9 protein-coding genes are annotated in these 11976 nt (G+C 72.6%); 3 read left to right on the forward strand and 6 right to left on the reverse strand.

The features are described from left to right. Nucleotides 1–24: 24 nt before the first annotated feature. From AC0682_RS24145 to AC0682_RS24165, 5 genes are all read right to left on the reverse strand, one after another. Nucleotides 25–750, reverse strand: coding sequence for a DsbA family oxidoreductase (locus AC0682_RS24145; protein ID WP_478535065.1), 726 nt, complete (start codon nt 748–750; stop codon nt 25–27). Continuing rightward, the gene (locus AC0682_RS24150; protein WP_478535066.1) at nt 747–2630 is read right to left on the reverse strand and encodes an anthranilate synthase family protein; all 1884 of its coding nucleotides are present in this window, start codon (nt 2628–2630) and stop codon (nt 747–749) included. The genes AC0682_RS24145 and AC0682_RS24150 overlap by 4 nt, the downstream gene beginning before the upstream one ends. Next, the gene (locus AC0682_RS24155; protein ID WP_254812220.1) at nt 2630–3253 is read right to left on the reverse strand and encodes an isochorismatase family protein; all 624 of its coding nucleotides are present in this window, start codon (nt 3251–3253) and stop codon (nt 2630–2632) included. Before AC0682_RS24155 ends, AC0682_RS24150 begins: the two co-directional genes overlap by 1 nt. Nucleotides 3254–3360: 107 nt before the next feature. After that, nucleotides 3361–4131, reverse strand: coding sequence for a 2,3-dihydro-2,3-dihydroxybenzoate dehydrogenase (locus AC0682_RS24160; protein WP_254812219.1), 771 nt, complete (start codon nt 4129–4131; stop codon nt 3361–3363). 75 nt (nt 4132–4206) lie between these two features. Next, on the reverse strand, nt 4207–5385 hold the full coding sequence (locus tag AC0682_RS24165; RefSeq protein ID WP_478535067.1) for a 3-deoxy-7-phosphoheptulonate synthase: 1179 nt from the start codon (nt 5383–5385) through the stop codon (nt 4207–4209). 575 nt (nt 5386–5960) lie between these two features. Here AC0682_RS24165 and AC0682_RS24170 point away from each other — a divergent pair. The 3 genes from AC0682_RS24170 to AC0682_RS24180 all read left to right on the forward strand — a co-directional run bounded on the left by AC0682_RS24170 (nt 5961) and on the right by AC0682_RS24180 (nt 10511). Beyond that, complete coding sequence (locus AC0682_RS24170) at nt 5961–7649, forward strand: carboxylesterase/lipase family protein (protein ID WP_478535068.1); 1689 nt, start codon at nt 5961–5963, stop codon at nt 7647–7649. Nucleotides 7650–7717: 68 nt separating this feature from the next. Beyond that, nucleotides 7718–9574, forward strand: coding sequence for an asparagine synthase (glutamine-hydrolyzing) (gene asnB / locus AC0682_RS24175; RefSeq protein ID WP_478535069.1), 1857 nt, complete (start codon nt 7718–7720; stop codon nt 9572–9574). Nucleotides 9575–9626: 52 nt separating this feature from the next. Further along, nucleotides 9627–10511, forward strand: coding sequence for an arylamine N-acetyltransferase family protein (locus AC0682_RS24180; protein WP_254812215.1), 885 nt, complete (start codon nt 9627–9629; stop codon nt 10509–10511). A gap of 65 nt (nt 10512–10576) precedes the next feature. Here AC0682_RS24180 and AC0682_RS24185 read toward each other — a convergent pair whose 3' ends face one another. Further along, a complete protein-coding gene (locus AC0682_RS24185) occupies nt 10577–11800 on the reverse strand; it encodes an MFS transporter (RefSeq protein ID WP_254812214.1) in 1224 nt (407 codons plus the stop codon). Nucleotides 11801–11976: the final 176 nt, after the last annotated feature.

Raw genomic sequence — 11976 nt, forward strand, 5'->3', positions numbered from 1 at the left:
CCCACCTCCGTGTCCGGCCCCGGCTCACCCCGCCCCGTGCACCCGCCGCAGCAGCTCCTCCGCCCAGGTCTCGTCGTACGCCTCGAAGAGCGGGAAGCCGCCGTTCTCCGGGGAGTCCGTCCAGCGGCAGGTCACCCCCGGGTTGTGCGCCGCGTACCCGCCCGGCGCGAACAGGTGCGGGCTGCCCTGGACGTGGGGGCCCTGGGCGATGTCCCACTGGCCGTACACCTCCGACCGGCCCTCGCCCGCCCGCAGCGCCTTCGCCAGCGCGTCCGTGTCCAGGTGCTCGCACTCCTCGGCCAGCTCCAGGATCACCGCGTGCACGCCCACCGACCGGCTCTCGGTGTAGAAGGCGCGGCGCAGCACGATGTCCAGCTCGTCCGAGGCCCGCAGGCCGCCCACCGCCGGGGACTTGGCGGCCTGGACGGCCTCCAGGGCGGGCAGCATGCTGGAGGGGTAGGTCCACTCCGGTGCGGACCAGCGCCGCCAGCCCACCTCGGGGCGGCGGGCGGCGATGGCCGCCAGTTCCACGTCCACGATGAACTTCGGGGTGGGCTCCCGGTTGAACAGCTCCAGCGGGAAGGCACGGTGGTCGATGAGGACCGGCAGCTCCAGCCGGGCGGAGGTGGCCCGCAGGGTGTGCAGGGCCAGCGCGGCCCAGGGGCAGCCGATGTCGGACCAGATGGTGACGACCGGCCAACCTTCCTCGCCGGGATCGGTGTTGACCAGTACGGGGTCGTCGATCGTCATCGGACCGCTCCTTCGGTGCGTTGTAGCAGTTCGGTCAGCAGGCTACGGGTGATGTGGACCCCGTCGCGGGTGAGGACGGACTCCGCGTGGAACTGGGTGGAGGCGAACCAGGGGCCGCGCAGCCCGTGCACCTCGCCGGTCTCGGGCGACCGGCTCACCTCGACGGGGCCGATCCCCGGGCAGTCGGTCTTGTCCTCCTCGGAGACGGCGGCGAAGGTGTTGTAGAAGCCCACCCGTTCGCGTCGGCCGAAGAGGTCGATCTCGCGCTGGACACCCTGGTTGGGCACCTCGCGGCGGATCAGCGGGAGCCCCAGTCGTCCGCTCAGCACCTGGTGGCTGAGGCAGACGGCGAGGAACGGGGTGCGGGTCTCCAGCAACCGGCCCACCGTCGCGTCCAGATGGGCGACCTTCGGGTGCGTGAGGTCGCGCGGGTCGCCGGGGCCCGGGCCCATGACGGTCAGGTCGTGGTCGGCCGGATCGTACGGCTCGTCGAAGCGACGGACCGTCACCGTGAGGCCGATGGAGCGCAGTTGCTGGGCGATCATCGACGTGAAGGTGTCCTCGGCGTCGACCACCAGCACCCGCCGACCGGCGAGATAGGGGTCCGGGGCGTGCCGGTCCCCGGCGTGGGCGAGCCAGAAGTCCGCGAGGGAGGAGTTCCGTTCGGCCAGCGCGGCCCGGACCTCGGGGTTGGCGGAGAGCCGCCCCTGCCCGCCGGACTCCAGGGCCGCCAGCAGCCCGGCCGCCTTGGCCCGGGTCTCGGCCGCCTCGGACATCGGGTCGGAGTGGCGTACGAGGGTGGCGCCGACGCCGATCCGCAGCCGCCCGCCCGCGTCGATGTCGGCGGTACGGATGAGGATCGAGGAGTCCAGGGCGTGGCCGCCCTCCTCGTCGCGGCCCAGCAGGGCCACCACCCCGCTGTAGTAGCCGCGCCCCTCGGGCTCGTACTGGTTGATCACCCGGCAGGCGCTCTCCAGCGGGCTGCCGGTGACGGTCGGCGCGAACATCGTCTCGCGCAGGATGTCGCGCGGGTCGCGGTCGCTGTGCCCCTCGATGAAGTACTCGGTGTGGGCGAGCCGGGCCATCTCCTTGAGGAACGGTCCGATGACCCGCCCGCCCTCCGGGCAGATCCGGGACATCATCTTCAGTTCCTCGTCGACGACCATGTACAGCTCGTCGATCTCCTTGCGGTCCGCGAGGAACTCCATCATGGCGGGCAGGCTCGGGCCGCTCGGCGCGTACCGGTAGGTGCCGCTGATGGGGTTCATCACGGCGAGGCCGCGGGTGAGGCTGACATGGCGCTCGGGGGTGGCGCCGACGAAGGTGCGCTCCCCGGTGTGGACGACGAACGTCCAGTAGGCGCCGGACTCCCGCTCCAGCAGCCGCCGGAAGAAGGTGAGCGCGGCGGCGGGGGTGTAGCCGGTGATGTCGGCCGCGTAGGAGCGCTTGATGACGAAGTTGGCGCCCTTGCCGGTGCCGATCTCGTCGGTGACGACCCGGCGCACGGTTTCGGCGTACGTCTCGTCGTCGGTGTCGAAGCCGCCGTCGGTGAGCGCGATCGGGGTGTCCGGGATGCGGCGCAGCGCCTCCGCGACCGTCCGGACCTCCTGGTCGGTGACGGTCATCGCGAGCAGCGGGGAGCCGTCCTCGGCGCCGACGAAGCCGCGCTCGGCGATCTGCCGGTACGGGACGAGGACCAGGGCGTCGTGCCGGGCCCCGCCGTGGGGGCCCGGGGGGAGCGGGATGTCGGCGAGGGTGTCGTACGCGCGCACCTCCCCGACGAGCACGTCGAGTGTGCCCTCGCCGGTGGCCTCCGGGCGGTGGAGCAGGGCGAAGGGGGGTGGGTCGGCGGCGAGTATCCGCCCGAGCAGGTCCGCCATCAGCCGACCGCCTCCTTGGTCGTGAGCACGACGGCGCAGCGGTGTGCGGCGTACTCCATGGTCATCCGGTGCCGATCCAGGGAGAAGTCCCCGACGGCGTCCGCGATCAGGAAGGTCTCGATGTCCTGGGTGAAGGACTCGACGGCCGTCGCCAGGATGCCGACGTGCCCGTAGACCCCGCAGATGACGAGCTGGTCCCGGCCGGCCGCGCGCATCCGCTCCAGCAGGTCGGTGCGGAAGAAGGCGCTGTAGCGCCACTTGGTCAGCATCCAGGAGCCGGGCGCGGGCGTCAGCTCGTCGACCACCTCGCGGTCGGCGGGCTCGGCGCGCATGCCCGGCCCCCAGAAGTCCTTGAGCAGCCCGCGGTCCTCGGGGGTCATGCTGCCCGGCTGGGCGGTGTACGCCACCGGCATGCCGGTCGCGAGCGCGTGGGCGCGCAGCCGGGCGGCGTTGGCGAGCAGCGGGCCGCGCAGCTCCGGGGCGAAGGGCTGGAGGAAGTAGCGCTGCATGTCGTGGACGAGCAGGACGGCCCGGTCGGGGTCGATGCTCCACCGGGCGGTGTTGTCGGGCAGGTCGCCGCGCTCGGGGAGCGCGTACGGCGGGATGGGGGCGATGCCGGCCATGGGTGGTCCTGTGTTCCTTTCGCGAGTGGTTCCGTTCCGGTCGCCGGGCACCGTCCAAGGTCTTTCCCGGCCTGATCCGAACGCGGGGTCCCCGAGGGTGCCGGGGGTCAGGCCCCCAGGGAGGCACCGCCGTCCACGGTCAGGTCGTGCAGGGTGATCTGGGCGGCCCGGTCGGAGAGCAGGAACGCCACCGCCTCCGCGACGTCGTCGGGGCGGCCGATCCGGCGCAGCGGGATGCCGACGCGGTACGCGGAGGGCGAGCCGTCCAGGGTGTGCTGCTCGGCCTCCCGGTCGTGCCACATGGAGCGGAGCATCGGGGTGTCGGTGGAGCCGGGGGCCACGGTGTTGCAGCGGATGCCGTACTGGGCGACCTCCAGGCCGAGCGACTTGATCAGCTGGGTCGCGGCGGCCTTGGAGGCGGCGTAGGCGGCCATCCCGGCCCGGGGGGTGACGGCCGCGTTGGAGGTGACGGTGACGATCGAGCCCCGGGCGCGCGGGATCATCCGGTTGACGACCGCGCGGGTCACGTTGAGCACCCCGGTGACGTTGACGTCGAGCATGGCCCGCAGGTCCTCGTCGGTGATGTCCCTGACCGGGCCCAGCCGCAGCACCCCGGCGGCGTTGACCAGCTGGTCGATGGGGCCGACCTGCTCCTCGGCGGCCTCCACCATGGCCTCCACCGCCGTGCTGTCGGACACGTCGACCGGGAAGTCGGCCACCGGGAGGGACTCCGCGCGGAGCTTGGCGACCTCCTCGGCCAGCCGGGCGGCGTCGCGGTCGACCGCGACCACCGTGGTGCCCTGCCCGGCGAGGAGCCGGACCACGGCCGCGCCGATGCCGCCGGCCGCCCCGGTGACCAGCGCTGTCTGCTCTTCCACCTGAACTCTCCTTCGTACGAGGGTGGTACGGGTGTGCTCACGGGGTGCTGCGGGGGCCCGGCGGCCCCCGTCCGGTCAGCCGCGCCAGGCGGCGATGACCGAGACCGCCTGGGAGGCGGTGAGGCGGGGGTCGCAGAAGCTGGTGTACTTCTCCCCGACCTGGTGGGCCCGGGTCTCGTTGCGCACGCACTCGGTGACGTCGTCGGGGGTGGTCTCCAGGTGGACGCCGCCGGCGACGCCGTCGGCGGAGCGGACGGCGGTGAGGAAGCCGCGCACCTCCCGCTCCACGTGGTCCAGGTAGCGGGTCTTGAGCCCCTCGGGGGTGGTCACGGTGTTGCCGTGCATCGGGTCGCAGAGCCAGCTCACCGGGTGCCCGGCCTCCCGTACGGCCGCCACCAGGGCGGGCAGCCGCTCCCCCACGGTGTCCGCGCCCATCCGGGAGATGAGGGTGAGGCGGCCGGGCGAGCGGGTGGGGTCCAGCCGCTCGCAGAGGGCGAGCAGGTCGGACACGGTCATCGACGGGCCGACCTTGCAGGCCACCGGGTTGGCGATGGAGGAGAACAGCTCCACGTGGGCCCCGTCCAGCGAGCGGGTGCGCTCACCGATCCACGGCAGGTGGGTGGAGGAGAGCCAGAGGGCGCCCGATCCGTCCCGGCGGAGCATCGGCAGCTCGTAGTCGAGCAGCAGCGCCTCGTGGCTCGTCCACACCAGCGGGTCGATGGCGCGGGCCTGCACGCGCGGGGCGCCGTCCCAGCCGAGGTGGCCCATCATCTCGTCCGCCGCGTCGTAGCCGGACAGCAGCCGGGCCGGGTCGGGGACGCGGCCCTTGGGAGCGGGTTCGGGGCTGTTGACCATGTGGCCGCGGTAGACGGGGATCTCGACCCCGTTGACCAGCTCCGTCGGCTTGGAGCGGGGCTTGGCGAACTGGCCGGCGATGCGGCCGATCCGGACGACGGGCCGGTGCGAGGCGAGCTTCATGGCCCCGGCCATCAGGTCGAGCACGGCGGCCTTGCGGGCGACGTACCCGGCGCTGGACTCCACGGGGTCCTCGGCGCAGTCGCCCGCCTGGACCACCTGGGCCTCGCCCCGGGCCACCTGCGCGAGGACCGACCTCAAGGCCTGGACGTCCTCGAACCGGACGAGGGCCCGGCGGCCGGACAGCTCGGTGCGCACGTTCTCCAGGTGTTCGGCATCGGGCCACTCCGGCTGCTGGAGTGCGGGCCTGAGCCGGATCTCGGACACGACGTTGTCCACTGGTGCCTCCACGGTCGCATGGCGCGAGCGGGGAACGCTCGCTGTCGGGTGTGAGTCGGTGCGGCGTCGGCGAACCCGTCGCGGGCGTCGTCGGAGACGAGGCGGCGTACGGGACGTGCCCGCGCCACTCGGTTCCGGTGTGACCCGAGCCCGCGGGTCGGAGGGGGCGGCTGTCCCGCCCTGGTCCGGCTGCCGATCCTGGGCCGGATCCGGTCGAGAACCAACCAGCGGGCCAGCAGTTCGTCAGGTGACGGGGATTCCATCAGGTCTACCCGCGTCCAGCGGCCCGGACCTGACGGACTACCCGGGCCGAACTGGGCCACCGGGGCAGAAACGTTGCACCATGAGCGCGCTCCCGACCCCTCCTCTGCGCCCGTTCCGGCGCGAGGGAGCACCTTGCCGATCAGGGCCGGACGGGCCTGCGCACCCGGTGCGGTGCGTCGCGGGACACCGCCGCCCGGCCGCGTCGCGCGAAGCGACGAGGAGGCGCGGCACACCGCGAGGAGCCCGGCCGGGCGCCCTGGCCCCCGGCCCTGACCGGCACGTCACCTCTAGGCCCCTGGAGATCTCCCGTCATGACATCACGCAAGAGCGCCGGCCTCCCCCGGCGGACGTTCGTCACCGCCGCTGCCGCCGCCGCTGCCGCCGCTGCGACCGTCGGCTCGGCGGTACCGGCCGCCGCCGCCACCCCCTCCCACCGGGCACCCCGGCCCCGCAGCGGCTCGGTGGTCGTCCGCACCACCGAGGGCCGCATCGCCGGTGAGCGGCTCGACGACGTCACCGTCTTCCGCGGTGTCCCCTACGCGGCGCCGCCGGTGGGCCCGCTCCGCTTCGCCTCGCCCCGCCCGGCCGAGCCGTGGGACGGGGTGCGGGACGCCACCGCCTTCGGCGCGCCCGCGCTGCAGACCGACTACCTGCCGGACAGCAGCGAGGACTGCCTCTACGCCAACATCTGGACTCCCGGCACCACCGGGCGCCGCCCGGTGGTCGTCTACATCCACGGCGGCGGCTGGTTCCTCGGGGCGGGCAGCGAGCCCGACTACGACGGCGCCAAGCCGGCGGCGCGCGGCGACATGGTCGTGATCAACTTCAACTACCGCCTCGGGCTGCTCGGCTGGGGGCTCCACGAGGAGTTCACCGACTCCCGTACCGGGTCCTTCGCCAACTGGGGGCTCCAGGACCAGGCGGCCCTGCTGCGCTGGGTCCAGGCCAACGCGGCGGCCTTCGGCGGCGACCCGGGCAACATCACCCTGGCCGGCACCTCGGCAGGCGGATCCAGCACCTGGCAGCTGAGCCTGCTGCCGCAGCTGCGCGGGGTGATCCGGCGAGCGGTGCCGATCAGCGTCAAGCACGTCTGGAACCCGGCCAGTTCGACCACGCCCCAGGAGTCGCGCGAGGTCTACGCGCTGCTCGCCTCCCGTCTCGGCACCACGGTCGCGGGCCTGCGCACCGTACCGGGTCTCGACCTCAAGGCCGCCTGGGAGGAGCTGTACTCCGGCGATCCCGCCGACCGGCCGGTGACCGGCTGGCGCGAGTACCGGGGGCCGGTGCCCGACGGGCAGTGGATGCGCGGCTTCGACCACGAGCTGCCCACCCCGCGGATACCGATCATGCCGATCTACGCCCGTACCGAGGGCTCCTTCTTCACCGGCGGCCCCGGCTACCCCTACCCCGGCCCCCACCCCACCAACGACGCCGAGCTGCGCGAGGCGGTCTTCATGGTGCTGCGCAAGGGCAGCGCCCGGGTCGGCTACCGCGATGTGGACCAGGCCATCGCCTTCTACCGCAAGGCGGCCGTCCGGGGCGGGCTGCCGCAGGACCCGATGTCGATCTGGACCGAGATCTGGGGCGACGGACTCTTCCGCTACCAGATCATCCGGCTGGCCGAGCGCCACGCCCGCGAGGGCCGCTCCCCGCAGTATCTGATGGAGTTCGCCCACCCGGTGCGAGCCCCCTACTCCGGCACCCCGCACGAGGCGACGTCGAAGTTCCTCTTCGGCTCGCACGCGCTGCCCGCCAACGAGCCCGCCTACGGCGACGGGCCGCTGGATCGCCAGGTGTCCGACACCCTGATCGACCTGGTCGCCTCCTTCGCCCGCGACGGCCGCCCGCTCTCGCCGAACGCCCCCGCGTGGCCCGAGTTCGCCCCGCTGCGGCCCACCACGATGGTCGTCGGCGGCCCGGACGTCGCCCGCCTCTCCACCACCTTCAAGGCGGACCAGCTCCGCTACTGGGACCGGGCCGGCTGGGTGCCCCGCACCTGATTCATGCCGCCCGACTTCCCTACAGCGCTGTTGACACGGCTGAACACGAGGAAAGGAACCGAGGCACTATGTGTGGACTCGCAGGCTGGGTCGGTTACGACCGCGATCTGACCCGACTGGGCGCCACCGCCCAGGCCATGACCGCCACGATGGCGTGCCGGGGCCCGGACGACGAGGGCGTGTGGACCGGCCCGCACGTGGCGCTCGGCCACTGCAGGCTCTCGGTCATCGACCTGGAGGGCGGCCGCCAGCCGATGCACGTGACCGCGCCCGACGACGGCCTGCCGACCGTCGTCTACACCGGCGAGGTCTACAACTTCCTGGAACTGAAGGAGGAGTTGAGCGGACTCGGCCACGAGTTCCGCACCTCCAGCGACACCGAGGTGGTGCTCCACGCCTACCTCCAGTGGGGCGAGGAGTTCGCGGAGCGGCTCAACGGTATGTACGCGCTGGCCATCTGGGACCCGCGCACCGAGGAACTCCTCCTGGTGCGGGACCGGATGGGCGTGAAGCCGCTCTTCTACTACCCGACCCGCGACGGGGTCCTCTTCGGCTCCGAGGCCAAGGCGATCCTGGCCCACCCCGAGGCCGAGGCGGTCGTCGACCGCGAGGGCCTGGCCGAGATCTTCGCCATCATCAACACCCCCGGCCACGCCGTCTTCAAGGGCATGCACGAGGTGGTCCCCGGCACGGTCGTCCGCTTCACCAGGGAGGGCCACTCGGTCCGCACCTACTGGGAGCTGACCGCCCACCCGCACGGCGACGACCTCGACACCACCATCGCCCGGGTCCGGGAGCTGCTGGACGACATCGTCCGCCGCCAGCTCATCGCGGACGTCCCCGTCGGCACCCTGCTCTCCGGCGGACTGGACTCCAGCGCCCTGACCGCCCTGGCCGCCAAGGCCTTCCGGGACCAGGGGCGCACCGAGCGCGTCAAGGCGTTCTCGATCGACTTCAAGGGCAACGACGAGGCCTTCGCCGGCAACGGCATCTGGCAGGACCCCGACACCCCGTACGCGGTCGAGGTCGCCGAGAAGTGCGGCGCCGAGCACATCATCGTCGAGCTGGAGAACGCCGACGTCCTGGACGAGTCCATCCGCTCCCGGGTGCTGCGCTGCCAGGACCTGCCCATCTCCACCGGCGACATGGAGCACTCGCTGCTCCACCTGTGCACCGCGCTCAAGCGCCAGGTGACCGTCGCCCTCTCCGGGGAGACCGCGGACGAACTCTTCGGCGGCTACAACTGGTTCTTCGACCAGGAGGCCGTCGAGGGCGACACCTTCCCCTGGTACGACGCCTGGCGGCGGCTCGGCGGGCTCGACACCATGAAGGAGATCGGCCTCTGGGACAAGCTCGGCCTGGAGGAGTACGTCAAGGCGCGCTACGCCGAGGCGCTGGCCGAGGTGCCCCGGCTGGAGGGCGAGTCCGGCCGCGAGGAGCGGATGCGGGAGCTGCTCTACCTCAACATCTCCCGCTGGGAGAACTTCCTGCTCGACCGCAAGGACCGGATCAGCATGGCCGCCAGCCTGGAGGTCCGGGTCCCCTTCACCGACCACCGGCTCGTGGAGTACGTCTTCAACGTGCCGTGGGAGATGAAGACCTTCGACGGCCGGGAGAAGAGCCTGCTGCGCGCGGCCACCGCCGACGTGCTCCCGGAGTCGGTGCTGACCCGCAAGAAGAGCCCGTACCCCTCCACCCAGGACCACGAGTACGTACGGGCACTGCGCGACAAGGTCGCCGCCCTGCTCCACGAGGGTTCGCCGGTGCTGGAGCTGGTCCCGGCCGAGGGCATCCAGCGGCTGCTGGACAAGCCGCTGGAGTCGTACGCCGGGCTCGGCGGGCTCTGGGGGACCCGGGCGGTGATGGAGCGGCTCGTCGAGTTCAACACCTGGGTCACCGAGTACGGGGTCCGGGTCGAGGCGTGACATGTCGCCCGCCTCGATGCCGCCCGTGCCCCCCGGAAGGAGTGCCGACCTGATGTATGCCATCGCGCCGACGTTCGACATCGACCACTCACCCGAGTGGGGTTCGGACAGGCTCGATCTGGACGCCTATCTGCGGCGGATCGGATACGAGGGCGTCCGGGACAACTCGCTGAAGACCCTTCAGCAGGTGCACCGGGCCCATATGAGCACCATCTCCTTCGAGAACGTCGACATCGCGGTCGGCCGTACGGTCTCGCTGGACATGGCCGAACTGGAACGGAAACTGGTCCGCTCCGGGCGCGGCGGCTACTGCTACGAGACCAACCTGCTCTTCGCCGCCGCGCTGGACCGCCTCGGTTTCCCGGTGATGCGGATGCTGTCGCGCATCCGGGAGGGCGACACCAGGCGCCGGTTCCGCTCGCACACCTCCCTGCTGGTCAGGACGGCGGACGAGCCGGACACGGTGTGGCTGGCCGACCCCGGCTACGGCTACGCGGGGCTGATCGAGCCGATGCCCCTGCGCGACGGCGCCCGCGCGACCGTCGGGCCCTGGAGCTGGGAACTGGGCGTGGACGACGGCCACTGGGTGCTGCGGTCCCAGGACGGGGAGGGCCGCTGGAGCGACCTCTACGTCTTCCGGCCCGAGCGCCAGTACGAGGTCGACTACCGGGCGGCGCACTACGTCAGCTCCACCCGCCCGGGCTCCCCGTTCGTCAACCGGCTGGTGGCGCAGCGCGGTTCGGAGACCGTACGGCACCGGCTGCGCAACGACGTGCTGGTCACCGACCACCCCGACGGGCGCACCGAGCGCGCCGTGCTCGCCCCGGACGAGGTGGTGGCCGCCCTGCGGGAGAAGTTCGGTCTCACCCTGACCGACGAGGACGTCTCCCTGCTCCTGGGGTTCCTGCGGCGCGGGGAGAGCGCCGCCGCCAGCTGACGGACCCCGCATGCGAAGAGAGCCCCGGCACCTGGTGCCGGGGCTCTCTTCGCATCCGCCGTGTCCTACAGGAGCGAGACGATGGCAGGCCCGAAGGCCGCGCCGAGCAGGTAGCAGAGGTTGAACAGACCGATGGCGGCGGGTCGTTCCTCGTCGGGCACCGCCTTGGTGGAGTGCACCGCGAAGACGCCCTGGCCGGAGGCGGCCGCGATCGAGGCGAGGGCCTGGGCGAGGAGCAGCAGGATCGCCACGGTGCTCACCGAGGCCAGCAGCACGCCGACCGCGCTGAGGGCGACCAGGGTGAAGATGACCGGCTGCCGGCCCACCTTCGCCGAGAGGGCCACCACCAGCCAGGAGAGCGCGCCACCGAGCAGCAGCGGCCACACCATGGCCCCGCCGATCGTGCCGCTCGACCACGAGGTGTGGTCGGAGAGGGAGTTGGGCACCGCGAACATCATCCCGAAGTTGACCGCCGCGAGCAGGAACGCCAGCACCGAGGAGATCAGGAAGATCGGGCTGCGGACCACCACCGCCGGGACGAACCCCTGCGGCTTGGCCCGCAGGTGCCACACCAGGGCGGCGATCGTCAGCACCGAGAGCACCCCGGCGACCGCCGGGTAGTGCGGGACGAAGACCAGGGCCGTGACCACGGCGGTGAGGAGCACCGCGCCCAGCCCGTCGAAGGCGGCGGTGGAGGTCGGCCGGGTGGAGGCCCGCCCGATGACGACGAGCAGGGCGATCAGGCTCAGCGCGGGCAGGGCGAGGGTCGCCTGCCAGTTGATCGCGTCGTTGACCAGCGAGCCGACCAGCGGGGCGGTGGAGCCGACCACCGCGAGCGAGGCGGTGACGAAGCCCATCGAGCGGGCGGAGTTCGTCAGGCTCATCGCGATGGAGGTGAGTCCGGCGGTGCCGAGCGCCTGGAGGGCGCAGCCGATGATGACGGCCGGGAGCACCGGGACGGTGAGGACCAGGAGGGCGCCCAGCAGGACCAGGGCTCCGCAGCCGGCGAGCGCGGCGCGCGCCCCCCGGTGGCGCAGCAGCCCGGTCATCAGCGGGGTGCCCACCGCGATGCCCCAGCCGAAGGCGGTCACGCCCCAGGTCACGGTGGAGGTGGTGGTGGACAGGTCGCGGGCGATGTCGTCGAGGACCAGCGCGGGTCCGGCGATGCCGAACGAGAGCGGTCCGGCCATCAGCCCCAGCCAGTAGGTGGGGATGCGGGGGGTGTCGGGTGCCGGGTGGTCCGCGCCCTCGGGGCGCGCGGTGCCCGGACCCGCGAGAGATTCACTCACGGTTCCTCCAGGGGTGAGGTGTGGGGCGTCGGCTCCGCCTGCGCGGGGCCCGGCACCGGAACCGCCCGGCGGGCCGGGCGTCGTACGGTCGAGCGGTCACGTGGGCGGGGGGGGGGCCAGGCCCAGGGGGGTGCGGGTTACAGATGGTGTGGTGGTGGGGTGGTGGGGCTCCTAGA

This window comes from Streptomyces sp. NPDC043746 (genome assembly GCF_056436485.1).

Coding starts and splice junctions, on each gene's coding strand:
- AC0682_RS24155 (WP_254812220.1), bottom strand. CDS start 3,253: ATGGCCGGCATCGCCCCCATCCCGCCGTACGCGCTCCCCGAGCGCGGC.
- asnB (WP_478535069.1), top strand. CDS start 7,718: ATGTGTGGACTCGCAGGCTGGGTCGGTTACGACCGCGATCTGACCCGA.
- AC0682_RS24180 (WP_254812215.1), top strand. CDS start 9,627: ATGTATGCCATCGCGCCGACGTTCGACATCGACCACTCACCCGAGTGG.
- AC0682_RS24150 (WP_478535066.1), bottom strand. CDS start 2,630: ATGGCGGACCTGCTCGGGCGGATACTCGCCGCCGACCCACCCCCCTTC.
- AC0682_RS24170 (WP_478535068.1), top strand. CDS start 5,961: ATGACATCACGCAAGAGCGCCGGCCTCCCCCGGCGGACGTTCGTCACC.
- AC0682_RS24145 (WP_478535065.1), bottom strand. CDS start 750: ATGACGATCGACGACCCCGTACTGGTCAACACCGATCCCGGCGAGGAA.